Origin of the sequence: Kribbella sp. NPDC026596 (assembly GCF_040638415.1) — a bacterium.
Taxonomy (GTDB): Bacteria; Actinomycetota; Actinomycetes; order Propionibacteriales; family Kribbellaceae; genus Kribbella.
In genome coordinates this window covers 66,019-91,749 of the sequence record NZ_JBEZYF010000030.1, presented here as the reverse complement: position 1 = coordinate 91,749, position 25,731 = coordinate 66,019, and the positions used below count along the sequence as shown (strand labels likewise).

Here is a 25,731-nt window from a genome sequence, read left to right as displayed (position 1 = left end):
ACCCGCCGGCTCTACGTAGTGCCGTAGAGCCGGCGGGTGCCGTCGTGGAAGACGATCAGGCCGGTGCGGCCTGGGCGGCCCTCAAGCCAGGTGAGGGCGTCGGGGCCAAGCGCGAACGCCGCAGTGGCGTCGATGTCGGCCTGCGTCAGGCTCGGGTGGACGACCGTGACCGAAGCCAGTCCACCAGGCGTCCTACCGGTCCGCGCATCGGTGATGTGGTTGCCTCGGCGGTTCAGGCCGGACGTGGCGATCGCGCCCTGACGGATCGGGACCACTGCTGCCAGGTTGTCCGGGGCCTGGGGGTCTTCGATGCCGATCCGCCACGCAGGGACATCAGGGTCGACCACGCGGCAGGTCAGGTCCCCACCGGCCGACAGGCAGTAGTCGGTGTCGGGCAGCTGGTCGAAGGCACGTGCGGCCCGTTCGACCGCCCAGCCCTTCACGACCCCACTCGGGTCCAATCGACCGGAACGCCGTACGTCGAACGCGCCATCGGACTCCACTCGGGCCCGTTCGCCCAGCGCCAGTACTTCGGCGACCTCGGGCGGACAGTCCACGAGGCTGAGTTCGCCGCGGTCGAGGCGGGAGATGTAGGAGTCGGCGCGGTAGGTGCTGAAGACACGATCCGCCGCACGGAGAATCTCGAGCGCTTCGGCCCAGGCCCGCCGAGCGGGTTCGTCGTCGGTGTGGCGGCCGCGTAACGCCAGGCTGATCGGCATGCCCATCACGTGCTCGACGTACCGGGCTGTCGTCATTTCGCCTGGTCCAAAGCGCTTTGCAGGGAACGGATGTAGCCGTCACTGGTGACCGTGGCGCCGCTGACCATGTCGATCTGGGCGCTCTGCGCTTGCTTGGTCTCGTCGATCAGGATCGGCAACGCGTAGTCGTTGATCTCGACGTCGCGGTGGTTCCCGTTCGGGTACTGCAGGACGCTGACGTCGGTGATCTTCCCACCCTGCAAGGTGAGCTGGACCTGCACGGGGCCCCACTGCGTCGAGGCGACGTCACCGGTGACAGTAGTCGTCGCGGATGACGAAGGCGTGGGAGACGTCGAAGGAGAGGGCGTCTCGCCGTCGTCGGTCCCGTCGTCACCGGACCCGGAGCCGGCCGCGGCGCTGGGCGTCGGCGTGCTGCTCACCGAGCCACCACTGATGGGCGGCGCCGTGGCTTGCGGTCCGGAGGTCGAGGTGTGGTAAGCGAAGAGCAGTACGACGACGGACGTCGTAGTGAGGAACCAGAGGACGATACGTTTCACGGCGGTCACCACTTGAAGGTCTCGAGATGGAGTTGGCCGGCCGGCAGACCGGCAGCCTCGAGCGTGTGCTTCACCAGCTCGGCCCAGCGATCCGGACCACAGAGGTAGACATCGCGCTCGGCGATATCGGGAATCCAGTACAGAAGGGCCTGTAGGTCGTCGATCGGGCCGATGCCTTGGCCGAACCACGAATCGGGACTGCGACGATGGCCGGGCAACGTGAGCAGCGACAAGCCACGCTCACGCACCAGTCTGTGCAGCTCACCGGAGAACAGGGGCTCGTCGCCGTATCGCTGCACGAGGATGGCATCACCCGGGGCGTAGCTGAGTCCCTCGGCCAGCGATCGCAGTGGAGTGATGCCGACACCCGCGCCGATCAACGCGATCTTCCCCCGCGTCCGGGCGCGCGGACTGAGGCGCCCGTACGGGCCTTCCACCAGTACACGGGCACCTGGCCGGATCGAGCGGAGTGCCGTGCTGCCGTCACCGGTCTCCTGCACGGTGATCCGCAGACCGTGGCCATCAGGTGCCGCGGACAACGAGTAGGGGTTCGCTCGGGTCCACCCGGGGCGGCCGAGGAAGCGCCACGAGAAGAACTGACCTGCTTCTGCGCGAAGCCGATCGAGTCGGCGGCCGGCGACGTACAGCGACACCACCTGGTCGGACTCGGGTACGACGGCTGTCACCCGGAGTTGATGCCGCGTGTTGCGCCAGATTGGTACGCCGACCCGGTGGACGATGATCGTCGCTGCCGCGACCGCCCAGGCCGTCCACCAGAACACGGTCCGGCCGGTCGACGCCAGGAACTCCTGCCCTGTCCACAGTTGGTGTGGAAGTGCGAGTCCGACGCCGAGATAGGCATACAGGTGAAGCAGGTGCCACGACTCGTAGCGGATCCGCCGGCGGGCCGCCCGGATGCTCGTTCCCACGCTGAGGAACAAGCAGGCAGTTCCGGCGACCGCCAGCAGCATGCCCGGGTAGTTCACGGTCAGGTCCCACAGGGTGGCGGGGGTTTTGGCCAGCTCACCTTCGGCGTACCCCCACGTGATCGTGACGACATGCGCGAGCATCAGGTTGAACGACGTGAAGCCGGTGAGCCGGTGAATCCGCGCCAGCCGGTCCTGCCCGAAGGCGGTCTCCAGCCATGGCACGCGCGCCATCAGGACGACTTGCGCGAGCAACAGCACGGCTGAGACCAGACCGGTCAGCCGGCCGACCGCCGTCAGGCCGGTTGCCCAGCCACCCAGCTCCTGGACGCCGCCGTCGGCCACCCACCAGTAACAGACCAGCAGCAGACTCAGCCACAGCACCGTCATCGCGCCGACACGCAGCGCGCCGTCGGCGCGGGCCCGACGTCCGTCGATCATCAGCTCTCCTGGGGTGTGGCGGAACCACCTCAGTGTCGGCCGACGGTCTGTGGATGACCTTCGCGCCGGCTGTGAGTCAGCTGTGAAGCCCTCGTTTGATTGCGCGGCGGCGAATTAACAGATACCGTTGGGTGTTTGTGCCGGGCATAAAAAAAGACGCCCCTGTTGGGGCATCTGTTACCAGAATATCAGAGCAATTCGGGTAATGCAAGAACGATCGGGGGCAGTGTGACGGACCAGCTACTGGCGCAGGAGATCGCTGCGGAGCAAGGGGAAGTGACCGCGATGTACGACCGGCTGGACATCCTGCGCGAACGAGCGGAGGCGGATCTGCAACGGGTCCAAGGGGAGGAAACAACCGACACCAATCAGGGCTGGACCGAACGCGAATCATTTACCGACCTGTTTTCCGGGCGATTCTCCCAACTGTCATCGGTCGAACGCGGACTGTGTTTCGGGCGGATCGACGAAACCGGCGGCGACCGGTTCCACATCGGCCGGATCGGGCTGTTCAGCGAGGACTACGACCCGATCCTGATCGACTGGCGGACGCCGGTCGCGCAGGTCTTCTACCGGGCCACCGCGGCCGACCCACTGGGCGTGAAACGGCGGCGGCACATCCGGCTGCGGGGCCGGACGGTCGTTGGTGTGGACGACGACGTTCTCGATCTCGACGCACTCGGTGACGCCGAGCGCAGCACACTGATCGGCGAGGCTGCCCTGCTGTCGTCCCTCGGCGCGAGCCGTACCGGCCGGATGAACGAGATCGTCGCGACGATCCAGTCCGAGCAGGACGAGATCATTCGCTCGGGGCTGCCCGGCGTACTCGTCGTGCAAGGCGGTCCGGGCACCGGCAAGACCGTCGTCGCGCTGCACCGGGCGGCGTACCTGCTCTATACGTATCGCGAGCAGCTCGCGCGCAGTGGAGTCCTCGTGGTCGGACCGAACAGCACCTTCCTGCGCTACATCGACCAGGTGCTCCCCTCACTCGGCGAGACCGACGTGGTGCTCGCAACGATCGGCGAGCTGTACCCGGGCGTCGAGGCGACCGCGCCGGAGTCGCCGCAGGCCGCCCGGATCAAGGGCGAGCTGGTGATGGCCGAGGTTCTCGCGCAGGCGGTCCGTGGCTTCCAGCTGGTCCCGGCCGCGCCGATCACGCTGAAGATCGACCAGCATGAGCTCGTCCTGCGGCCGGGCGTCGTACGCAAGGCGCAGTCGCAAGCCCGGGCCTCGGACGAACCGCACAACCGGGCTCGCCCGATCTTCGTCCGGCGGATCCTCAAGGCGCTGACCAACCAGATCGTCGACCGGATCGGGCGCCAGTACGTCGGTGCCGAGGACATCGAGGACATCCGCAAGGAGCTGTCCGAGGACGATCGGCTCCAGGGACTGCTCGACCGGCTCTGGCCCGAGCTCACCCCGCAGCTCCTCATCGGTGTGTTGTTCTCGTCGGCGGATCGGCTCGAGGCAGCTGCTCCGCAGCTCACCGACGACGAGCGGGCCACGGTCCTCCGACCGCTAGACGCCGGCTGGACGCGCTCCGACGTCGCGCTCCTCGACGAGGCGGCCGAGCTGCTCGGCGACACCGGCGCGATCGTTGCTGCCCGCAACCGTCAGGCGGCCGCGTCCGACGCCGCCGAGGCATCCAACCGCGAGTACGCCCGCGACGTCGTCGACATCGAGCTGACCGCGGATCGGATCGAGCTGATGCCCTGGGAGATCGAGCAGTTCGCCGATCTCGTCGCCCGTCGGGCCCAACTGATCGAGAACCCGGTCACCCTGGCGGAGCGGGCCGCCTCCGACCGCACCTGGGTCTTCGGGCACGTCATCGTCGACGAGGCGCAGGAGCTGTCCGAGATGGACTGGCGGATGCTGATGCGCCGCTGCCCGCGGCGTTCGATGACGCTGGTCGGCGACATCGCCCAGACGGGTTCGGCGGCGGGCGTGCGCTCGTGGGCGGACCTGCTCGACCTGTACGCGCCGCGGCGGTGGCGCAGTGCCGAGCTGACCGTCAACTACCGCACGCCCGCGGAGATCATGGCCGTCGCCTCCGACGTCCTCGCCGCGATCGACCCGTCTCAGCAGCCGCCGACCTCGGTGCGTGAGACGGGCGTCGAGCCGTGGACCCGGAGCGTGCCGGCCGAGGAGTTCACCGACGCGTTGATCTCCGCGATCAAGTCCGAACGCGAGGCCATCGGCGACGGCCGGCTCGCGGTCATCGTCCCGTCACCCCGGTACGACGAGTTGGCCGGCGTACTTCCGGATGTTGCCCACAGCCACGACCCGTCCGTGCTCGACGCGGACGCGGCCCTGCTCGACGTACTCCAGTCCAAGGGCCTCGAGTTCGACGCCGTCCTGATCGCGGACCCGGCCGGCATCGTCACCGAATCCGACCGAGGCCTCTCCGACCTCTACGTCGCCGTCTCCCGCGCCACCAAACGCCTCGGCATCCTCAGCCCCGGCGATCTTCCGGAGGTCCTGCGGCGTACTCCGCGTCCGTGACGTGGTCGCCCCACTCGGTCTCCGGCTCGTCGGAGCCGGTGCCTTCCCAGATGGCGGTGTGGACCATGAAGTTGTCCGGAGCACCGCCGTGCCAGTGCCACTCCCCCGGCGGCGTGTAGATCACGTCGCCGGGGCGGATCACGGTGACCTCGCTGCCGCGGGACTGGATCAGGCCGACGCCGTCGGTGACGTGCAACGTCTGGCCGTTCGCGTGCCGGTGCCACGCCGTACGGGCGCAGGGCGCGAAGCGGACGGTGTTGACCCGGACCCGGGACGGCGGCTCGCCGCGGATGATCACGTCGATCCAGGCGTCACCGGTGAACGACTCCTCCGGACCTTTGAAGGACGGCGGCTTGGGCAGGACGTGCATGAGCTATTCCTTGTCTTGGGCAACGATGTCGGGCTGGTCCTGGGTGGCCGCCCAGCTGGCCAGCAGCTTGAACGCGTCCGCGGTCGGCGAACCGGCCGGAGCGGTGTAGACGACCAGGGCCAGGCCGGGGTCGGACGGGAACTCCATCGCCTCGAAGTTGACCTCGAGGTCGCCGACCACCGGGTGGTGCAGCTTCTTCACGCCGGTGCGGTGGAAGCGGACGTTGTGCGCCGCCCACCGGGTCCGGAAGATCTCACTGCGGGTCGACAGTTCACCGATCAACTCGGTGAGCGCCTTGTCGTGTGGGTTCTTGCCGGCCTGGGACCGCAGAACCGCCGCGATGTCGTCGGCCGCTCGGTCCCAGTCCACGAAGAACTCGCGCGAGGCCGGATCGAGGAAGGTGAACCGCGCCGTGTTCGCCGGCCGCCGCGGATCCGCGAACAGCGCCGAGTACAGCGCGCGGGACATCCGGTTCGCCGCGAGGATGTCGAAGTGGGCGTTCCGGATCCACGCCGGCGCGTCGGTCACCGCGTCCAGGATCTGTTGCAGGGCTGGGCGGACACCCTGGGTCGCCGGGCGTCGCCGTACCGGTGTGGCGTCGGACTCCCGGGCGAGCGCGAACAGGTGGTCCCGCTCGGCCTCGTCCAGTTGGAGCGCTCGGCTGAGCGCCTCCAGCACGCTCTCCGACGCACCGGCCAGATGCCCCCGCTCCATCCGGACGTAGTAGTCCACCGAGACACCGGCCAGCAGCGCCACCTCTTCGCGGCGCAGCCCCTTCACCCGGCGGTTGCCGCCGTACACGGGCAGGCCGGCTTGCTCGGGTGTGAGGCGGGCACGCCGGGAGCTGAGGAACTCCTTGATCTCGGCTCGGTGGTCCATGCCTTCAACACTACGGACAGTCGCCGGAACGAGGGAGGCACTGCTGTTACCTGGAACGACAGTGACTCCCGCGCCCACGCTCAGTCACCTTCACTGGAACCATGCGAGCGACTTACATGTACGGCGCCGGAGATGTGCGCGTCATCGACGTACCGGATCCAGTGATCCAGCAACCGACAGATGCCGTGGTGCGGGTGGTCAGTTCCTGCATCTGCGGCAGTGACCTGCACCCGTACCACAACCAGCCCCGGACGCCTGAGGGTACGACGATGGGCCACGAGTTCATCGGTGTGGTCGAGGACGTCGGCAGCGAGGTGAGCACGCTGCACAAGGGCGACTTCGTCATCGCGCCGTTCGCCTGGTCCGACGGGACGTGCGACTTCTGCCGCGAGGACCTGCAGACCTCCTGCCGGCACGGTGGCTTCTGGAACGCGAACGGCGTCGGCGGCTGCCAGGCCGAGGCGGTCCGGGTCCCCCTGGCAGACGGCACGCTGGTCAAGGCCCCGGTCGGCGAGGACTCCGCACTACTGCCGTCCCTGCTGACCCTGTCCGATGTCTACGGCACGGGCTACCACGCCGCAATCAAGGGCCGCGTCAGCCAGCGCACGACGGTCACCGTGATCGGCGACGGCGCGGTCGGCCTGATGGCCGTTCTCTCGGCCAAGCAACTAGGGGCCGAGCGCATCATCCTGATGGGCCGGCACAAGGTCCGTACCGATCTCGGCATCGAGTTCGGCGCGACCGACGTGGTGGCCGAGCGCGGCGAGGAAGGAATCGCCAGGATCCGTGACCTCACCGGCGGCGACGGTACGCACGTCGTCCTGGAGGCCGTTGGTCATATGCCGGCGTACGAGCAGGCGATCGGCGTCGTCCGCGCCGGCGGCGTGATCAGCCGGGTCGGCGTACCGCAGTACGCCGACGCGCCGGTGGGCTTCCCGAGCCTCTTCGGCCCGAACATCACGCTGACCGGCGGCCCGGCCCCGGCCCGTGCCTACATCGAGCCGCTGCTACCCGGCGTACTCGAGGGCAAAGTCAACCCAGGCAAGGTCTTCGACCGAACCATCGACCTCACCGAGACCCCCGACGGCTACCGCGCAATGGACGACCGCAAAGCCCTGAAGGTCCTGATCCGCCCGTGACGCCGAACCGGATTAGGCTCTTCCGATGACGCCTGAGGAGGCTTTATGACCAGCTGGACAGCTGACGAGCTCGAGCGGATCGGCGGTGCGGATGAGCTGCGGGTCAGTTCGGTTCGGGAGGACGGGACGCTTCGGCCGTATGTGACGATCTGGATGGTTCGGGTTGGTGACGATATCTACATCCGGTCCATGACCAGCGGCGGTACGCCGTGGTACCGGCGGGCGAAGGCCAGTGGTGTCGGCCGCGTCCAGGCAGGCGGTGTCGAACGGGACGTCACCTTCGCCGAGGCCTCCGGCGACGTGCACTCCGCCATCGATGCCGCCTACCACGCCAAGTACGACCGCTACGGCCCCGGTCCGGTAGGTGCCGTGGTCGGGCCTGCCGTCGCACCCGTCACCTTCCGCCTCCTCCCCCGCGATTGATTGAAGGAACAGCTGATGGAATACACACGTCTCGGGAACTCCGGCCTGAAGGTCAGCCGGATCGCCCTGGGGTGCATGAGCTTCGGTGACACGTCGCGGGGGTTCAGCGAGTGGGCTCTCGACGACGCCGCGGCCGAGCCGATCTTCCGGCAGGCGGTAGAGCTCGGGATCACGTTCTGGGATACCGCCAACGTCTACAGCTACGGCAGTTCCGAGGAGATCGTCGGACGCGCGATCACGAAGTACAGCCGGCGTGAGGACGTCGTACTCGCGACCAAGGTGCACTTCCCGATGCACGACGGGCCCGGTGGGTCCGGGCTGTCGCGGAAGGCGATCATGGAGCAGATCGACGCGTCGCTGACCCGGCTCGGGACCGAGTACGTCGACCTGTACCAGATCCACCGCTTCGACCCCGCCGTACCGGTCGAGGAGACGATGGAGGCCCTGCACGACGTCGTCAAGGCCGGCAAGGTCCGCTACCTCGGCGCATCGTCGATGTGGGCGTGGCAGTTCGCGAAACTGCAGCACGCCGCCGAGCTGCACGGCTGGACGCGGTTCGTCTCGATGCAGAACCAGTACAGCCTGATGCAGCGCGAGGAGGAGCGGGAGATGTTCGGCTTGCTCGCCGACCAGGGCGTCGGCAGCATCCCGTGGAGCCCGCTCGCGAAGGGCCGCCTGGCCCGGCCGTGGGGTACGCAGACGCACCGCGCCGACACCGATCCGATGGGCCGGCGCTTCACCGCCGCCAACGACGAGCCCATCGCCGACGCCGTCCAGGCGGTCGCCGAGGCGCGCGCTATCCCGATGGCCCAGGTCGCACTTGCCTGGGTCCTGCACAACCCGGTCGTCGCCGCACCGATCGTCGGCCCGACCAAACCACACCACCTCGCCGACGCGGTCGCCGCGCTCGACGTCACCCTCACCCCGGACGAGCTCACCACGCTCGAGTCGGTGTACACGCCGCGGCCGCCCACCGGGTACTAGAAGACGTTCACCAGTACGACGTAGCACGCCGTACCGGGATGATCGGCCAGGAGTGAGGGCGTCGTCACACTTGGTGAGATCGCAGGGTAGATGTGTAAAGTCTGTAACGAAAAGGGTCCCGGAAACCCTTGTCCTGCCGTAATCTGCCCAACCATGCACAAAGGCGCGCGGGCTCGACGGCCCAACGTCGTTCAGTCGGTGTTCGTGTTCCTCGTGGTGAGTGCCGTGGCGGGAGCCCTCGTCGCCGGTCTGGCCCTCCCCTTGGCCGGCCTCGCCGGGGTGACGTCGGAGAAGGCTCACGAGACCGTGCAGTACCTGCCTCAGGACCTGCAAACGGCGCCGCTGGCACAGAAGAGCACCATCTTCGCCGCGGACGGCTCGGTGATCGCCACGCTGTACCAGGAGAACCGGGTACCGGTGACGCTGAAGCAGATCAACCCGATCATGCTCAAGGCGATCGTCGCGATCGAGGACGACCGGTTCTTCGAGCACGGCGCGCTGGACGCCAAGGGCACCCTGCGCGCGCTGCTGCGCAACCAGGGCAACGGCGGGGTCCAGCAGGGCGGGTCCAGCATCACCCAGCAGTACGTGAAGCTGAGCCTGATCGCGAAGGCGCGCACCCCGGAGGAGGTCAAGGCGGCCACCGCCGAGACGTACGAGCGCAAGATCGCCGAGCTGCGCTACGCCATCGCGGTCGAGAAGCAGTACTCCAAGGACGAGATCCTCAACCGGTACCTGAACCTGGCCTTCTTCGGCGACCGTGCGTACGGCGTCGAGGCCGCGGCCATGCACTACTTCGGGGTCCACGCGGCGAAGCTCACGCTGCCGCAGGCCGCGATGCTGGCCGGCCTGGTGAAGAACCCGACCGGCTACGACCCGACCGACAACCCGAAGCGCGCCAAGGAGCGCCGCGACGTGGTCCTGCGCCGGATGCAGGAGCTCTCCATCATCTCGGCCAAGCGGGCCAGAGACGCGATCAAGACACCGGTGATCAACCCGGCCACGGTGCGCAACGTGCCGAACGGCTGTGCGAACTCCAGGTACCCCTTCTACTGCGACTACGTCGTCGCGCAACTCAAGGACAACGCCGCCTTCGGCAAGTCCGACGAGGAGCGGGAGAACTACATCGAGACCGCGGGCCTGCAGATCCACACGTCGCTCGACCCCCGGATCCAGAAGGCGGCCGAGACCTCGATCGCGAAGCACTCCAAGGCCGGCGACCAGGCGGTCGCCGCGATCACCATGGTCGAGCCCGGCACCGGGCTGGTGAAGGCGATGGCGCAGAGCCGCGGCTATGGCAGCAAGAAGGGCCAGACGTCGTACAACTACAACGTCGAGAAGTCCTACCCCGGCGGGTACGGCGGGTTCCAGAACGGCTCGACGATGAAGGCGTTCACGATCGCCGCCGCGATCGGCAAGGGCGTGCCGATGACGTACCGGATCAACTCGCCGAGCCCGCTGAACCTGAGCGGCAAGAAGTTCAGCACCTGCACCGGCGTCACGTCGGACCCCGACTACAACCCGAAGAACTCGACCAAGACGGTCGCCGACCCGTCCATGCTCGACGCGGCCAGGGCCTCGACCAACACCTACTTCCTGCAGCTGTCCGAGCAGATCGGCCTGTGCCCGATCGCGACCATCGCCTCGAAGCTCGGCATGTACGACGCCCAGACGATGAAGCCGCTGGACCAGGTGGTCTCGTTCACGCTCGGATCCGTCGGCAACATCACGCCGCTGATGCTCTCCAACGCGTACGCGACGTTCGCGGCGCGCGGGATGTACTGCCGGCCGGTGATCGTCACCGCGATCACGTCGAACAAGGGCAAGGCGATTCCCACCACCGGCCCGAACTGCCACCGGGTGCTCTCGCCGACGGTTGCAGACGGCGTCAACTACGTGCTGCACAACGTGATGGAGCCGGGCGGTACCGGCGGCAAGCTGAAGTTCGGCAAGAGCGACCTGGCCGGCAAGACCGGAACGATCCAGAACAACCACGCGGTCTGGTTCGCCGGGTACTCGTCCAAGCTGGCCGCCGCGTCGGTGGTGGCCGACGCCGATCCGAAGTACACCGACCTGATCGGCCAGACGCTGAACGGCAAGAAGATGCGCGACGCGTCCGGCTCCGGGACCGCGGGACCGGTGTGGGAGACCGCGATGCAGCTCGCGCTGCACGGCCTGCCGACAAGCAAGTTCGTCCAGCCGGACGACAAGACCATCCGCGGCGACGTCAAGGACCTGCCGTACCTGAAGGGCATGACCCCGGTGGACGCCACGGCCAAGCTGCTGTCGATGGGCTTCCAGGCCGCGATCTCTCCGACCCCGGTCGACTCCGACGCACCCGCCGGTACGGTCGCCTCCACGACTCCACGGCAGGAGGACGGCGCGCCCGCGGGTGCGACGGTGACCCTGGTCCTGTCCAACGGCAGCAAGGCGATCCCGACCCCGCCGATCACCCCGCCCGGTATCCCGCCCACGATCAAACCTCCGCCCGGCTGGCCGCCCTGCGCGCCGACGGACCCGAGGTGGCCGAAGTGCGGCCGACGCTGAACCAGTCCCTCTTTCTTCGCACCCTCGGGTGATCACTAGGCTGGGGTCCAACACCTAGCTTTGTGAAAGGATTTCCTGTGAGTGTCGATGAGCTGACCGCCCAGCGTGACCGTGCCCGCCAGGACTACGAGGCGTTGGTGGCCAAGGGGCTGAAGCTGGATCTGACGCGCGGGAAGCCTGCGCCCAAGCAGCTCGACGCGGCCAACGGGGTGCTCAGGTTGGAGGGCGATCCGGTCGCGGCCGACGGGACGGATCTGCGGAACTACGGTGGCCTGCAGGGCCTGCCGGAGGTACGCGCGATCTTCGCCGAGGCCCTCCAGGTGCCGGTCGAGCAGTTGATGGCCGCAGGCAACTCGAGCCTCGAACTGATGCACGACGCGGTCGTGTTCGCCCTGCTCGGCAAGGTGCCGGGTGCCGAGCAGCGGTGGGCCGACGTGGACGGCCTGGCGTTCCTGTGCCCGGTGCCGGGGTACGACCGGCACTTCGGGATCTGCGAGCGGTACGGGATCCGGATGATCCCGGTGCCGATGACGCCCGAGGGCCCGGACATGGACGTCGTCGAGCGGCTGGTCGCCGAGGACGCGCGGATCAAGGGGATCTGGTGCGTTCCGAAGTACAGCAACCCCGACGGCACGGTCTACTCCGACGAGACGGTCCGCCGGTTCGCCGCGATGGAGACGGCTGCCCCGGACTTCCGGATCTTCTGGGACAACGCGTACGCCGTCCACCACCTGACCGACTCCCCCGCCCAGATCGCCGACGTACTCGCGTTGTCCGCCGAGAACGGGCACCCGGATCGGGCGTTCGTGTTCGGGTCGAGTTCGAAGATCACCTTCGCCGGTGCCGGCGTCGCCTTCTTCGGCTCGTCGCCGGCCAACGTCGAGTGGTGGCTGAGCCACACCGTCAAGCGCAGCATCGGGCCGGACAAGATCAACCAGCTCCGGCACGTGCAGTTCCTCCGCGACGCGGACGGACTGCGTGCCCACATGCGGACGCTGGCCGAGGTGATCCGGCCCAAGTTCGACGTGGTCGACAAGATCCTCACCGCCGAGCTCGGCGGCACCGGACTGGCCTCGTGGACCGCCCCGGCCGGCGGTTACTTCGTCAGCCTGCAGGTGCCGGAGGGTTGCGCGCGCGAGGTGGTCGCCAAGGCCAAGGCCGCCGGCATCGCCATCACGCCGGCCGGCGCCACCCACCCGTACGGCGACGACCCGACGGACCAGACCATCCGGATAGCCCCCACCTACCCCGAGCTTCCCGAGGTTGAAGCAGCGATCACCGGCCTGGCCACATGTGTCCGCCTGGTAGCCACCGAAAAGCTCCTCGCCGAACAGAGCTGAAGCTGAGTGCCCACCGTCGTCAGGCGGTGGGCAACTCGAAGATCATGCAGGTGGACGTGGCATGAGCGAGCAGTGTGCCGCGTTCGTCGTACAGGTGGGACTGGGCGACCGCGGTGCGGCGGCCTCGGCTGATGATGGCGCCCTCGCAGCGGAGTAGCCCGGAGTTGACCGTGACCGGCTTGATGAAGCGGGTCATCAGGTCCAGGGACGTGTAGCCGACGCCGGCCGGCAGCGTCGAGTGCACTGTGCAGCCGGCCGCGGTGTCGAGGAGCGTCGCGATGACGCCGCCGTGGACGGACCCGAGCGGGTTGTAGTGGAACTCGGCCGCCGGCATGAACACCGCGACGCGGCCCTCCTCCGCCTCGAAGCCGGTCGCGCCGACCAGCTGCAGGATCGGCGGTGCCGGGATCTCGCCGTCCCGCATCGCGTGCAGCATCTCCAGCCCGGACGTCGTCCCGATCCGCGCCGCGGTCAGCACCGGGTCGGTCCACGAGAACGTCCGGCTGCGGGTCTGCTCCTGCGTATCGGTCATGGACAGAGCCTCACATCACCCACCTGGGTCTGTCAACGAGACCTAGACCTCACTAGGATGTCCGCATGAGTGGTACGACGGCGACGTACGACGCCCTGGACTGGTCGGTGGACAACTGCCCGATCGGCCGGGCGATGGAGATCCTCGGCGAGCGGTGGACCGTGGTGGTGCTGCGCGAGGTGTTCAGCGGCATCCGGCGGTTCGACGACCTGCGGATCCGCACCGACATCCCGCGCCAGGTGCTGTCGAACCGGCTGAACAAACTCGTCGACCACGGCATCCTCCGGCGTACGCCGTACCGCGAGCCGGGGGCGCGGCAGCGCTACGAGTACCGCCTGACCGAGAAGGGCCTCGACCTCTACCCTCTGCTGATCGCGATCCGGGACTGGGGCGACAGGTATCTGGTCGGCGCCGAGGGTTCGCCGCTCACGATCGAGCACCGTGACTGCGGCGCGACCGTCCACACCGAAATCCGCTGTGAGTCGGGCCATGCCGTTACGTCACCGCGCGACGCCGTACCGCGACCAGGACCCGGTGCACGGCGACGGCGGTCAAACGCATGAAATCAAGGGATTCCGGCCCCGGGGCTTCCGTCTCTGCGTGCTGTCGCTAGGCTGCTGCCTGCACTGGGGGAGGAAGAGTTGAGGCAGTTCAACACACCGCCGGGATGGCCCGAGCCGCCGACCGCGCGGTGGCGACCACCGAAACATTGGCAGCCTTCGGAGTCGTGGCCGCCCGCGCCGGACGGCTGGGCGTTCTGGGTCGACGAGGAGGGCAAGCGAGTCCGCGGTCCGCTGGGCCGGTTCGGCGGACCGAGCCGGGTCAAGCTCGGCGCGATCGCGGCGATCCCGCTCGCACTGATCGCCCTGGTTCTGTTCAACCCGTTCGATGGCAGCGACGACTCGGCGAGCACGACGCCCATCCGCGACTCCGGGACCGAGCCGGCGCCGACGACGGCCGGATCGACAACCGCGCCGACGACCGGGGTCACGACTCCTGGCCGGACCGAGAAGCCCACGCACGAGTCGGGTCGGACGCCGACCCCGACTACTGGTGAGACGCCCGTGTCCACGCCGACACCGACCCAGACGAAGTCAGCCGAACCGACCCCCACGCCGACCGAGCCGACGCCGACCACCGAGCCCACGGCACCCGAGATCAGCAGCGCGCCGGTGGTCTACAAGAGCTGCGCCGAGGTGCGGGCCGCCGGGAAGGCGCCGCTGCACCGGGGCGACCCGGGCTACTCGACGGCGCTCGATCGCAACGGTGACGGTGTCGCCTGCGACCGCGGCAACTCCTGACGGATGCCCTCGTTCCACAGTTCCTGGGTCTGGCTCAACCAGAAGGCGGCGAACAGCAGGATGAGCACGCCTTCGATCCACAGCACGGCGTGATCCCAGCCGAACAGTGCTCTCCAGCCGAGCATCGCGAACGGCGCGATCACCATCGCCAGCGCGATCACGGAGTACCGGTTCGCCGGTGAGTGCGGCACCGCGTGCTTGCGTTGCTTGCGCCGGAACTGCTCTGCGTTGAGTAGCACGACCGCGACGATGCAGACGAACATCACGATCGCGGCCGCGTAGTGCGCGTTGCCGATGAACCCACTGCGGTCGGCGAAGAACCAGACGATCCCGCCACCGAAGATCAGCGCGGAGACGGCCAGACCGAGGACGTACATCGGCGTCCACCGATCGGGGTTCGCGATCCGGTCCCGGATCACGAAGATCGCGGTCAGCACCAGGCACGGTGCACCGATGATGAACAACGCGAGCATGTTGTTGGCGACGTTCGGCGCCGCGCCACCGATGTCCACCGGCACCGAGTGGCACGTCCCCCGCCCGGGAGTCGGGACGAGCGCGACCGCCGGCGCCAGCAGTCCCGCGACGTTGAGCAGGATGTCCTCGGGCTCGGTGTTGCCCTTCAGCACGACCATGCAGACGCCGATCGTGATCAGGCTGCCGACGAAGATCGCTCGTACGGGCGTGTAGTAGTAAGCGCTGATCGAGTTCTGCAGGCAGCTCGGATCGGTCTTCGACCACTCGATCACCAGGGCCGCGCCGAGTAGGGCGATCATGGCAACCATCGCCATCCGCAGGTAGCGATAGGTCTTGATGGCGTAACCACCCGGCACGGGCATAGTCGGCCCCCTCTTCCCCTGTACCTCGCAGTATGCGCGCGAGGTCGGCCGCCCGCGACCTCACCCAGCCGCGCCCCGCGACAGCTCGGCCAACCGGCCGAAGCCGATGGGGTGGACCAAGGGGTCGGCGTGCCGATGCACAAGGTCCCAGCCTGACGGCGTACGCCGGAAGACCAGGGTGATCCGCAGGGACCAGTCCTGATCGGGCAGTCCGGTAACCTCACCATGCTGCCGTTCGACCGCGACGAGAACCGTCAGGTCGCCGGACTGATAGCACTGCTCGATATCCACCGACGCCTCGCCGGAACGGAACATCTCCCGAGTACTCTGCAACGCCTCCGGCGACGAGTCGAAGCCGTGCACGACCGCCCCACCCAGTGGCGACATCAACGTGTAGTCGTCGCTGTGGTGGATCAGCTTCTGGTAGGTGTCGACGTCACCGCGGATATAAGCAACCGCCGACTCCCGGACCAGGTTCTCCAGATCTCCGTCCGCCGCCATGGCATATCTCCCGTCGTCCGTTCGGTGCTCTCGAACAGGTACGCAGCAGAAGACGGCAACGGTTTCACAGTCTGATGGACTTTTTGTTCATGAATTCTTCGATGCCGGCTGGGCCTAGTTCGCGGCCGAGGCCGGAGCGTTTGATGCCGCCGAAGGGGAGGTCGGCCTGGGAGCCGCCGGCGCGGTTGAGGTAGACCATGCCGGCCTCGATGCGGTCGGCCACGCGACGGTTGCGGTCGGGGTCGGTGCCCCAGACGGACGCACCGAGGCCGAACGGCGTGTCGTTGGCCAGCCGGATCGCATCGTCCTCGGTCTCGGCTTTGAAGACGATCACGACCGGGCCGAAGATCTCCTCGTAGTACGCGTCCATGTCCGGCGTGACGTCGGTGAGGACAGTCGCCTCGAGATAGGCGCCGGGGGTGATCCGGTGGCCGCCGGTCCGCAGCGTCGCGCCCTGCTCGACCGCCTTGGCGACCTGAGCCGCGACCTCGTCCGCGGCGGACGCCGATGCAAGCGGCGGGAGCTTCGTCTCCGGATCCGCGGGATCGCCGGGGACGTAGTACTCCGTGACTCGCTTGGTCAGACGGTCGACGTACTCGTCGTACAGGTCGGCGAGCACGATCATCCGCTTCGGCGCGTTGCAGGACTGGCCGCAGTTCCGCATCCGCGCGGTCGCGGTGGCATTCACCGTTTCGTCCATGTCCGCGGTGTCGAGCACGATCAACGGGTCGGAGCCGCCGAGCTCGAGCACGGTCCGCTTCAGGTTGCGGCCGGCCTCGGCGGCGACGGACACGCCGGCCTGCTCGCTGCCGGTCAACGAGACACCGACGATCCGCGGGTCGGCCAGGATCGCCGGGATCTGCCGGCTCGACGCGTACGTGTTCACGTAGACGTCCTCCGGTACGCCGGCCGCCCGCAGGATCTCCTCGATCGCGCGACCCGAGCGCGGGCAGATCGACGCGTGCTTGAGCAGGATGGTGTTGCCGAGCACCAGGTTCGGAGCGACGAACCGCGCGACCTGGTAGCACGGGAAGTTCCACGGCATGATCCCGAGCAGCGGACCGATCGGTCCCTTGGTGATGACCGCCTGACCGCCCTTGATGTCCAGCGGTTCGTCGGCGAGCAACGCCGGCCCGTGCTCCGCGTAGTACCGGAAGATGTCGACCACGATGCCGACCTCGCCCAGGCCCTCGTTGACCCGTTTCCCCATCTCCAGCGTCATGATCGCCGCCAGCTCGTCGGCGCGCTCCTCGAACAGGTCGGCGGCCCGCGCCACGATCGCGACCCGCTCCTCGACCGACCGCGCCCGCCACCCCGGATACCCGGAGTGCACCTGCCCGATCGCCGCCTGGACCTCCGCCTCCGTCGAGTTGGCCACTTCCTCGACCAGCACACCCGTCGCCGGATTGGTGACTACATACATGGCTCCTCCATCCACCACGGAAACAACCCGCCCAGGCTAACGACTTCTCTCCATACTGTATACAGTGGTCTCACCTGTTGTGGTCAGGGGCGTTCGCGAGGCAAGCTCATGGCTGCCCGTTGTCCCGCCCCTTCGTCGATCGGATGCCCGCCCGTGTCTGAGCAACGGAAGTTTCGTGTTGTCCTGCGGCTGATCGCCGTACTGACCGCCGTGTCTGTTCCTTCGTTGGCCTTGGCTTCACCTGACGCTGGTCCTCCCCCGGATCCCGCCAACGCCTGGCAGTATCCGCACTGGCCGCAGAAGCAGCCGTGGCAGGAGTCGGGGCAGGACCAGCGGATCGCGACCACCACGTCCACGGGTCTGCCGGGTCCGATCGACCCGCAGAACTGGGAGAACCCGGACCACATGACGTGGAGCGACTACGTCAAGCCGCCGGGGACGGACTGGGCGAACCCGGCGACCAAGGGTTCGACCCGGACGTTCAAGGGTGCGCTCGTACTGCTCGACTACCCGAACCAGGACTTCGTCATCACCAAGCCCAAGGGTTCGACCGTGTTCGGCAACCCGAGCGCCGAGGCGAACGGCGTACCGCGGGACCAGACCGCGCAGTTCTACAAGAACTTCCTCAACACGCCGAGTGCCCTCAACCGCGGTCACACCCTGCACGAGTACTGGATGGAGGACTCCGGCGGCCGGTACGGCGTCGACCTCACAGCCTTCGGCCCGTACCGGATGCCCGGCAAGTCGCACGAGTACGCGATGGAGTTCCAGAGCGACGAGGACTGTCCCGCCGGCGACAACTGCAACCGCAACATCCGCACCGACGGCCGCGCGGCCTGGGTCGCCGACCAGGGTCCTGAGGTACCGGCCGGCTTCGACTTCGTGTTCTTCCTGAGCGCCGGGCAGGACGAGTCGTCCACCTGGCAGGAGTTCGGGATGATGAAGTTCCCGACCAAGCAGGACGTCACCGAGGAGTTCGGCCCGCCCGACCCGGCGCAGCGGAACTGGTCCGACACCCGGTACGTCGACTGGACGTCGTGGGCGGCCGGCTCGTCGATCTGGCCGAACGCCGGCGGTGGCTCGTCGACGCAGGCGGAGAGCTCCGGCATGGCCGTCTTCGCCCACGAGTTCAGCCACATCCTCGGTATCGGTGACAACTACAACAATCCGTACGGCGTACCCGCCCGGCGCGCGTACACCGGGATCTGGGAAATGCTGTCCCGCGGCAGCTTCAACGGACCCGGCGGACCACACAGCCGCTGGATGATCCCGGCGACCGGTGGCGCCTCGATGGGCGCACAACACATGCTGCGCAACAAGATCAAGCTGCAGATGGTCGACGAGCAGAACGTCCTGCGATTGTCGCGCGAGGCGTTGGCGACATCGGGCGTTGTGATCGCTAACGTCACCGCGCGAACCGCGCAGCCCGGACCGAAGGGCCTGTCCGGCGTCAACATTCAGCTCGGCGGTGCGGGTGACCTGGCGCCGGCGTGTGACACGACCAAGGATCCGCTGTGTGACGGACGCGGGTACCAGAACTACACGGTCGAGGTGGTGGACCGGATGGGCACGGACTCGTTCACGCCCGACTCCGGCGTACTGCTGGCGAAGACGAAGAACCAGGACCAGGCGCCGTTCGAGTGGGTCGTCGACGCGAACCCGCAGGACATCACCATGACCGACTACGTCCTGCCCGACGGCACGAAGGTCCCGATCACGATCGGCGACTACCGCCAACTGTCGGACGCCCTGTTCCACGCCGGCACGAACTCGGGCAGCGAATACGAGTACACCGACACCGCCAACCGGCTGCACTTCTACATCACGAACGTACGGCGGGACCGCGCCGGCGTACTGTCCTACACGGTCGCGATCCGCTCACTCGACGGCTCCGGCCCGCAGAAGCGTGGTGTCCGGGTCCTGCCGACCGTCGCCAAGCCGTCTGCCAAGGGTGTCCAGACCTGCAACTTCCAGCTCACCAACACCGGCAAGGCCGGCACCGTGTCCGAGCACCCCGACGACGTCACGCCGTACCTGAAGGGTGACGTCTACCGCGTGTCCGCGAAGGTGAACGGCAAGGACTGGGCGATCTCGGTCCCCAATGCCCTCACCACCGCCAATGCCGGCCAGCAAACCACCGTCCCCGTCTACACCACCGCCGGCACCAGCCCCATCGCCAAGATCACCCTCACCGCCACCTCCGAAAGCGACCCCACCAAGCAATCCACCGCAACCTGCACAGCCATCAAGCGCTAAGCACTTCAGCCAAGGCGCCGGGCGTCCACCCACTACGGACGCCCGGCGCGGCCATCAGGTACTCCACAACCTGCGGCAGGTCCCATCCGTGCGCTTCGGCCAGGCCTGTCGCGATCCAACGCAAGTACGGCGCTGTCGGGGCGGCCAGGTCGAGGTCGGACACGGTGCCGTGGGTGACGGTGAACATGGGGACGCCGTCCAGTTCGCCGAGGCGGGCGACGGTTTCGTAGCGGCCAGGGCCCATGGTGTGGATCGAGTCGACGTCGGGCAGGAGGCCGGCCAGGTCGCGGGCGAAATCGCAGCCGGGCTCGCGGCGCATCTCCTGGGCGGCGACGTCGCCGAGCTGGTCCGGGGTCAGCAAGTAGGCGCGGCCGGCGACCTGTCCGGTGGCTGTGCTGTCGTAGAAGGCCGAACCGCCACCCCAGACGCGCGAGGCACCGGCGAAGACGAGCCCGCCCGGCACCATCACGCCGGCGATCTGTTCGGGGTCGCTGTGGTCGCGACAACCTGGGTACTCGCGCGCGGCACCAGCCGGGCGGCCGCCGGCCAGGTAGCACCGGAATCGATCAAGAGCGAGGTTGGAACCGTAGGCGACGTACCAAACTCGCTGCATCGAACCTCTCAGACCGGGAGTGGATGCTCGACGAAGGCCTGCTCGGCCTCCGCCAGCACAATGCGGGCAGCATCACGGTACCGGCGATCGGCTTCCGTGGGCGTGTCCCCGACGGCAGTCAGCCCGATCCGGCCGCACTCGGTCAGACAGCTGATCATGTGGAACACGACCCCGACCTGCCGCGACTGGTCGAAGTGCAGCCCATGCCGCACCACGATGTCGAACACGTCGGCCGGAGCCAGCCCTTTGAGCAACTCCGATTCCAGATGATCCGTCGCGACCAGATGCTTCTCCTGACCCAGCGACGTGAGGAACAGCGCTGTCCGTGGGTCGTACCTCCCGTCGGTCAGGTACTGCAGCGTGAGGAACGGGTGTGTCGTCCCGCCCTTGCGCAGGTTCAGTTCGATCGCGTACGGCGTCCAGCCGCCGGCGGCATCGCGTACCACGACGAAGTCGATCGCGAACCGCCCGAGCGCACCCTGGGCCGCCAGCCGCCGCCCGATCGCCTCGGCATGCTCGGTGATCATCCGCGCGTACTCCGGCGCGGCCGGGAACACACACCCCAGGTAACTCTGCCCACTCGCACCGCCGAGCAACTGGTCGTGCGTGGACAACAGCTCGACTCCACCGCCGGGCACGACCCGGAGCTGAACACTCGGGCTCCGCAGCTCTTCGCCGACGATCCGCTCCTCGACGATCCCGCCGTTCTCGGCGAACTTGGCGATGTACACGTCGAACGGCGTCGTCGGCGACTCCAGTTCCATCTCGCGCAGCCGCTTCAACACCTCGTCCCGCTCCCCGGGCGACCCGGACGCCGGGAGCCCTTTCAGCCGCACCACCGCGTTGCCCTCGCCCGACACGCCCTCGTTGAGTTTCACGATCGCGCTGTCCATCGCCGGCCGGTCGACGCGCATCGCGACCAGTGCGTCGGCAAGGTCGTCGAGGCTGCGCAGGTTCTCCACCCCGAGCGGGTACGGTACGCCGACCTCCGCGAACAACCGGCGGCCTCCGGATTTCGAACCCAACGGCGCCAGCCGCGGATCGGCGGCGTACATCGGGATGCCGAGGCTGATCGCGACATCACGTTCGCGCTCGGTCGTGTTGTACGGAATCAGGTGCGATCGCAGCGGATTCGGGACCAAAGCGGCGATCCGCTCGAGCAGCCGGGGCCGGGCCAGCAACTTCTCACTGAGCGGGATCGGCGACGCGTCGTTGACCGGGATCAGCGACAACCGGGCGCGCGCATGGCTCGGGATCACGCCGGGCAGCAACGACAGGTAGTACTCGATGATCTCGGGCGCGATCGGCATCGAGGTCACGTAGACCATCCGCAGCCGCGGTTCCCGCAACAGGATCAGCAGGAACAGGAACCGCTCCTCATAGGCCTGCATGGCCGTCCCGGTTCCCGCCGCCTCGGTCTTGTCCAGCGAGATCGACGGTACGACGACCACGGACTCGTCGTCGTAGTTGAGCCGCATCGCCTCCCACACCCCGGCCATCCGCGCCTGCAGCTCGTCGAAGCGGCGATACCGCTCGTCCTCGGTCAGGGCGGACAAGCCACGGGCCGCCTCGCCGGGCGGGGTCCACAGATCGCCGGTCATGAGGCGATCCGGGAGTTGTCGAGCCCGCGGATGCTGAACGCGTGCACGGTCCGGCTGAATCCCCGCACGTCGCGATATCCCGCGTCCTCGCCGATCACCACGTCGCCGGCGGAGCTGTAAACCCGCTCGGTCGCCAGGATCTGCCAGGCTTCCGCGTCGGCACACAGCCGCGCGGCCAGGTTCGTGACACTGCCGATCGCGGCGTAGTCGAGCCGCCCGTCGAACCCGATCGTGCCCAGCGTGGCGTATCCCTGGGCCACGCCGATCCCGAGCCCGAGATCATGGCCGCGCCGGCTCCAGGTCTCCGCCAGTCCACGCACCCGCGTCCGCATCGCCACGCTCATCCGCAAGGCACGCAGGGGCCCGTCCTCGCAGCGCACCGGATCGTTGAAGAACACCATCAGGCCGTCGCCCGCGAACCGTTCCAGCGTTCCCTCGAATCGGAAGATCAGGTCGCCGAGCGCGTGGTGATACTCCTCCAGCACGCCCATCACCTCTTCCGGCTCGCTCGCCTCCGCGAACGTGGTGAAACCGCGCAGGTCGCAGAACACCACGACGATCTCGCGCCGGTGACTGGCCAGGAACGACTCGTCGCCGGAGTCCACGATCAACTCGGCCAGTTGCGGGCTGAGGAACCGGCGCAGCCGGCCCATCCGCTGCAGCTGCGACACCTGGCTCTCGACCCGCGACTCCAGTTCCTGGTTCCACGCGGTCAGCTCGGCGGCCTGGCGTTTGATCGTGTCCTGGTACCGCTTGATCCGGGCCAGCGACGCCACCCGCGCGAGCAGTTCGCTCTGGTTGACCGGCTTGGTGAGGAAGTCGTCCGCGCCGGCCTCGAGCGCCTTCACCTTCTGCTCGTCGCCGCTGGCCGTCACCATCACGACCGGCAGGTACGCCGTATCCACCTGGTCACGGATCCGGCGGCACACCTCGTAGCCGTCGATCCCGGGCATCAGGATGTCGAGCAGGACCAGATCGATGTCCTCGGCACCGATCAGCTCCAAGGCCTGTTCACCTGAGGACGCCGTCAGTACGTCGTACCCGCGGGGACTGAGGATCGCCTCCAGCAGCCGGACGTTCGGCGGCTGGTCGTCGACCACGAGCACCTTCGTCATGTCGCACCGCCCAATCGGAGGAAGTCCCGCACCTGCTGGGGCAGCCGGCGCACGCTGATCGGCTTCTCGACGTACCCGGTGAAGCCGGAGTCGAACGCGTTCTGCCGGTCGTGGTCCATCGCGAACGCGGTCACGGCCACCACCGGTACGGCGTGCGTCCGCTCGCCGGCCCGGATCTGGCGCAACGCCTCGGCGCCGTCGATGCCGGGCAGCTGGAGGTCCATCAGGATCAGGTCCGGCTGCTCCGAAGCCGCCAGCCGGACGCCGTCCTCGCCCGACGTCGCCTCGATCACCTCGTACCCGGAGAACCGCAGCACATCCCTGACCAGCTTGAGGTTCTTCGGATTGTCCTCCACCACCAGGATCCGGCCTGAGCTCATCGATCCTCCCCCTCGTCGGTTATGGCTCCCACTGCCCGCAGCGCGTCGAGCAACGCGTCCCGGCTGACCGGCTTGACCAGATAGGCAGCGGCACCGAGCGCGGCGCCGCGCGCCTGTTCGTCGACGATCGACACCACGATGACCGGGATGTCCCGGGTTCCCGGCTCGGCCTTCAACGCCTGCAGCACCGCCCACCCGTCGATCCCCGGCAACCGGATGTCCAGCAGGACGGCTGCCGGCCGAACCCTGCGTACGGTGTCCAGCCCGGACTGACCATCGCCTGCCACCGTCACACGCAAGGCGGCGCCGGACAGGTACGCGGTGATCAGGTCCAGTGACGGGCGGTCGTCCTCGATGATGACGACATCGCCGACGGTCCTGGTCGCGTCCGGCCGGTGCTCGTTCTCCCTGCTGCGCAAGGAGAATCCGAACGTGCTGCCGACGCCGACCTCGCTCTCCAGCCACATCCGGCCGCCGAGCAGCTCGACGATCCGCCGCGACAGGGTGAGACCTAGTCCGGTGCCCTCCTCCTGCGACGGACCCCGGCCGCCCTGCTGGAACGACTCGAAGATCCGCTCGCGGTCCTCCGCCGGTACGCCGCGACCGGTGTCGGTCACCGCGATGTGCACCTCGGCCCCGGACCGGGTGGCACGCACCACTACCGAGCCGCCGTCGCCGGTGAACTTCACCGCGTTGGTCATCAGGTTCAGGACCACCTGCTTCAGCCGCAGCTCGTCGGCGTACACCTCGTCGACGCCGGGCCCGACCTCGACCCGCAGGTCGATGCCGTGCGCGGTGGCTCGCTCGCGCAGCATCGCCGCGGTGTTGTCGAGCAACCGGTGCAGCGGGAAGTTGGTGTATTCCAGCTCCATCCGGCCGGCCTCGACCTTGGACAGGTCGAGGATCTCGTTCAGCAGTTCGAGCAGATGCCTGCCCGAGCCGTGAATGTCGCGCAGGTACTCTTCCTGGCGCTCGTTGAGATCGCCGAACATCCGCTCCAGCAGGACTTCGGAGAAACCGAGGACGGCGTTCAGCGGCGTACGCAACTCGTGCGACATGCTGGCCAGGAACTCGGACTTGTGCCGGCTCGCGACCTCCAGTTCCGCGCTGCGCTGCTTCAGCTCGCGGAAGAGCTGAGCGTTCAGCAGGGCCAGCGTCGACTGGTCGGCGAACATCTCCAGCAGCGTGAGCGTCTCCGTCGAGAACTCCCCCGGCCGCTTGCGGCGGACCACCAGCGAGCCGACGATCTGTCCCTCCCGCAGCAGCGGTACGGCGACCAGCGAACGCCACCCGGCGTCGTACAGGACGGCCAGGTGCGGATCGAGTTCCGCCGTACTGAGGTCGGGCACCGCCAGCGGCCGGCCGAGCTTGGCCGCCCGACCGACCAGGGTCTCGTCGAGGTGGATGCGGGTCGCCCGCAGCCGCTCGATCACGCTCGGGCCGGTCTGGAAGACGCTGCGGACCAGGAAGCACTGCTTGTCCTCGTCGTACTCCATGATCGAGCCGCCGTCGGTCGCCGAGATCCGGACGGCGTGCTTGGCGATGGTCGACAGCACCTTGGACACGTCGAGGCTGGAGTTGACCGCCTCTCCGACCTCCCGCAGGGCCTCCAGCTCGCCGACCTTCCGGGCCAGCTCGGCGCCACGCGCCTCGAGCTGCTGGACGAGCTTCACGCTGTTCACCGCCATCGCCGCCTGCCCGGCAAACGCGGTCACGAGATTCTGCTCCCGCTCGTCGAACGGTTGGACCTCGTTGCGCCAGACGCCCAGTGCCCCGACGACCTCGTCGTCGATCAGCATCGGTGCGCCCATCGTGGTCCGGAAGCCCGCCACCCGCTGCAAGTCTTGACGGTTGTAGTCCGGATCGGCCAGTACATCGGGGATCTGCTGGGTGGCGTGATCAAGCCCGGCGCGTCCGATCAGCGTGCCGCGATCCATCGGGATCGGGTGCTGGGTGATGTGCCGGATCGACTCCTCCGACATTCCGATCGCCTTGGAGAGCCGGTAGTACCCGTCCTCGAACAGATAGAGCTGGGCGGCCTGGGAGCGGCAGAGCCGGCACACGCTCTCGACGATGGTGGTGAGCACCCGGTCCGGGTCGCCGGCCGAGCGGCCGACTGCGGAGAGTACTTCGTTGGCTGCGGCGAACTGGTCGGACAAGGCCGCGAGCTGTCCCTGGAGCTGATGCTCCGTTCCTGTTCCGGCGCCCCCAGCGAGCGCCCGCCCGCCCATCGCAGCCTCCCCCACCACCCCCAGGCCGCGCTAATTCAGTCTCCCGCCGAACGTCGCGGGGAGCAATCAGTGCCCGGTTCCGAACTTCTGCACAGACGTTCGGAACCGTCTGAAACCGACCGTGAGTGAACAGCAG

At 68.0% G+C, this 25,731-nt stretch carries 23 protein-coding genes; 9 read left to right on the top strand and 14 right to left on the bottom strand.

The window, feature by feature from the left end; all coding sequences use genetic code 11:
* Window positions 1-11: 11 nt before the first annotated feature.
* From AB0E63_RS24585 to AB0E63_RS24575, 3 genes are read right to left on the bottom strand one after another with little or no spacing between them, the layout of a single operon-like run.
* Window positions 12-755 (bottom strand): FAD:protein FMN transferase, encoded by a 744-nt coding sequence (locus tag AB0E63_RS24585; protein ID WP_360370545.1) that lies wholly within the window; start codon window positions 753-755, stop codon window positions 12-14.
* On the bottom strand, window positions 752-1,255 hold the full coding sequence (locus AB0E63_RS24580) for an FMN-binding protein (RefSeq protein ID WP_360370542.1): 504 nt from the start codon (window positions 1,253-1,255) through the stop codon (window positions 752-754). The genes AB0E63_RS24585 and AB0E63_RS24580 overlap by 4 nt, the downstream gene beginning before the upstream one ends.
* A gap of 5 nt (window positions 1,256-1,260) precedes the next feature.
* Entirely contained in the window at window positions 1,261-2,622 is a 1,362-nt protein-coding gene (locus tag AB0E63_RS24575) for a ferredoxin reductase family protein (protein WP_360370539.1), read from the bottom strand.
* A gap of 228 nt (window positions 2,623-2,850) precedes the next feature.
* Here AB0E63_RS24575 and AB0E63_RS24570 point away from each other — a divergent pair, with 228 nt between their 5' ends.
* Complete coding sequence (locus AB0E63_RS24570; protein WP_360370536.1) at window positions 2,851-5,124, top strand: ATP-binding domain-containing protein; 2,274 nt, start codon at window positions 2,851-2,853, stop codon at window positions 5,122-5,124.
* Here the strand turns inward: AB0E63_RS24570 and AB0E63_RS24565 are convergent.
* Window positions 5,075-5,494: a cupin domain-containing protein gene (locus tag AB0E63_RS24565; RefSeq protein WP_360370533.1), complete on the bottom strand. Its 420-nt coding sequence runs from the start codon at window positions 5,492-5,494 to the stop codon at window positions 5,075-5,077. The two genes, AB0E63_RS24570 and AB0E63_RS24565, sit on opposite strands and share 50 nt — an antisense overlap.
* Window positions 5,495-5,497: 3 nt before the next feature.
* A complete protein-coding gene (locus AB0E63_RS24560) occupies window positions 5,498-6,373 on the bottom strand; it encodes a helix-turn-helix transcriptional regulator (protein WP_360370530.1) in 876 nt (291 codons plus the stop codon).
* A gap of 101 nt (window positions 6,374-6,474) precedes the next feature.
* Between AB0E63_RS24560 and AB0E63_RS24555 the strand changes: the two genes are divergently transcribed.
* The 5 genes from AB0E63_RS24555 to AB0E63_RS24535 all read left to right on the top strand — a co-directional run bounded on the left by AB0E63_RS24555 (window position 6,475) and on the right by AB0E63_RS24535 (window position 12,806).
* Window positions 6,475-7,512: an alcohol dehydrogenase catalytic domain-containing protein gene (locus AB0E63_RS24555; protein WP_360370527.1), complete on the top strand. Its 1,038-nt coding sequence runs from the start codon at window positions 6,475-6,477 to the stop codon at window positions 7,510-7,512.
* Between the two features lie 45 nt (window positions 7,513-7,557).
* Window positions 7,558-7,935, top strand: coding sequence for a DUF2255 family protein (locus AB0E63_RS24550; RefSeq protein ID WP_360370524.1), 378 nt, complete (start codon window positions 7,558-7,560; stop codon window positions 7,933-7,935).
* A gap of 15 nt (window positions 7,936-7,950) precedes the next feature.
* Window positions 7,951-8,919 carry an aldo/keto reductase gene (locus AB0E63_RS24545; RefSeq protein WP_360370521.1) on the top strand — a complete coding sequence of 323 codons (969 nt, stop codon included), beginning with the start codon at window positions 7,951-7,953 and terminating at the stop codon, window positions 8,917-8,919.
* A gap of 153 nt (window positions 8,920-9,072) precedes the next feature.
* A complete protein-coding gene (locus AB0E63_RS24540) occupies window positions 9,073-11,466 on the top strand; it encodes a transglycosylase domain-containing protein (RefSeq protein ID WP_360370518.1) in 2,394 nt (797 codons plus the stop codon).
* Between the two features lie 77 nt (window positions 11,467-11,543).
* Window positions 11,544-12,806 carry an aminotransferase class I/II-fold pyridoxal phosphate-dependent enzyme gene (locus AB0E63_RS24535; RefSeq protein ID WP_360370515.1) on the top strand — a complete coding sequence of 421 codons (1,263 nt, stop codon included), beginning with the start codon at window positions 11,544-11,546 and terminating at the stop codon, window positions 12,804-12,806.
* A gap of 19 nt (window positions 12,807-12,825) precedes the next feature.
* Here the strand turns inward: AB0E63_RS24535 and AB0E63_RS24530 are convergent, their stop codons facing one another.
* Window positions 12,826-13,338: a PaaI family thioesterase gene (locus AB0E63_RS24530; RefSeq protein ID WP_360370512.1), complete on the bottom strand. Its 513-nt coding sequence runs from the start codon at window positions 13,336-13,338 to the stop codon at window positions 12,826-12,828.
* Between the two features lie 65 nt (window positions 13,339-13,403).
* Here AB0E63_RS24530 and AB0E63_RS24525 point away from each other — a divergent pair, with 65 nt between their 5' ends.
* Both AB0E63_RS24525 and AB0E63_RS24520 read left to right on the top strand, forming a co-directional pair.
* A complete protein-coding gene (locus AB0E63_RS24525) occupies window positions 13,404-13,901 on the top strand; it encodes a helix-turn-helix domain-containing protein (protein WP_360370509.1) in 498 nt (165 codons plus the stop codon).
* 78 nt (window positions 13,902-13,979) lie between these two features.
* Window positions 13,980-14,639, top strand: coding sequence for an excalibur calcium-binding domain-containing protein (locus tag AB0E63_RS24520; RefSeq protein ID WP_360370506.1), 660 nt, complete (start codon window positions 13,980-13,982; stop codon window positions 14,637-14,639).
* Here the strand turns inward: AB0E63_RS24520 and AB0E63_RS24515 are convergent.
* The 3 genes from AB0E63_RS24515 to AB0E63_RS24505 form a co-directional block, all read right to left on the bottom strand.
* On the bottom strand, window positions 14,579-15,475 hold the full coding sequence (locus tag AB0E63_RS24515) for a hypothetical protein (RefSeq protein WP_360370504.1): 897 nt from the start codon (window positions 15,473-15,475) through the stop codon (window positions 14,579-14,581). The two genes, AB0E63_RS24520 and AB0E63_RS24515, sit on opposite strands and share 61 nt — an antisense overlap.
* Window positions 15,476-15,535: 60 nt before the next feature.
* On the bottom strand, window positions 15,536-15,976 hold the full coding sequence (locus AB0E63_RS24510; protein ID WP_360370501.1) for a nuclear transport factor 2 family protein: 441 nt from the start codon (window positions 15,974-15,976) through the stop codon (window positions 15,536-15,538).
* Between the two features lie 64 nt (window positions 15,977-16,040).
* Window positions 16,041-17,399 carry an NAD-dependent succinate-semialdehyde dehydrogenase gene (locus AB0E63_RS24505; protein ID WP_360370499.1) on the bottom strand — a complete coding sequence of 453 codons (1,359 nt, stop codon included), beginning with the start codon at window positions 17,397-17,399 and terminating at the stop codon, window positions 16,041-16,043.
* A gap of 153 nt (window positions 17,400-17,552) precedes the next feature.
* Between AB0E63_RS24505 and AB0E63_RS24500 the strand changes: the two genes are divergently transcribed.
* Entirely contained in the window at window positions 17,553-19,655 is a 2,103-nt protein-coding gene (locus AB0E63_RS24500) for a M6 family metalloprotease domain-containing protein (protein ID WP_360370496.1), read from the top strand.
* Here the strand turns inward: AB0E63_RS24500 and AB0E63_RS24495 are convergent.
* From AB0E63_RS24495 to AB0E63_RS24475, 5 genes are read right to left on the bottom strand one after another with little or no spacing between them, the layout of a single operon-like run.
* The gene (locus tag AB0E63_RS24495) at window positions 19,645-20,268 is read right to left on the bottom strand and encodes a histone deacetylase (RefSeq protein WP_360370493.1); all 624 of its coding nucleotides are present in this window, start codon (window positions 20,266-20,268) and stop codon (window positions 19,645-19,647) included. The two genes, AB0E63_RS24500 and AB0E63_RS24495, sit on opposite strands and share 11 nt — an antisense overlap.
* 8 nt (window positions 20,269-20,276) lie before the next feature.
* The gene (locus AB0E63_RS24490; RefSeq protein ID WP_360370490.1) at window positions 20,277-21,869 is read right to left on the bottom strand and encodes a peptide ligase PGM1-related protein; all 1,593 of its coding nucleotides are present in this window, start codon (window positions 21,867-21,869) and stop codon (window positions 20,277-20,279) included.
* Window positions 21,866-22,984, bottom strand: a complete 1,119-nt coding sequence (locus AB0E63_RS24485) for a response regulator (RefSeq protein WP_360370488.1) — start codon at window positions 22,982-22,984, stop codon at window positions 21,866-21,868. Before AB0E63_RS24485 ends, AB0E63_RS24490 begins: the two co-directional genes overlap by 4 nt.
* A complete protein-coding gene (locus AB0E63_RS24480; RefSeq protein ID WP_360370486.1) occupies window positions 22,981-23,364 on the bottom strand; it encodes a response regulator in 384 nt (127 codons plus the stop codon). The genes AB0E63_RS24485 and AB0E63_RS24480 overlap by 4 nt, the downstream gene beginning before the upstream one ends.
* Window positions 23,361-25,595: a GAF domain-containing protein gene (locus AB0E63_RS24475; protein ID WP_360370483.1), complete on the bottom strand. Its 2,235-nt coding sequence runs from the start codon at window positions 25,593-25,595 to the stop codon at window positions 23,361-23,363. Before AB0E63_RS24475 ends, AB0E63_RS24480 begins: the two co-directional genes overlap by 4 nt.
* Window positions 25,596-25,731 lie beyond the last annotated feature (136 nt).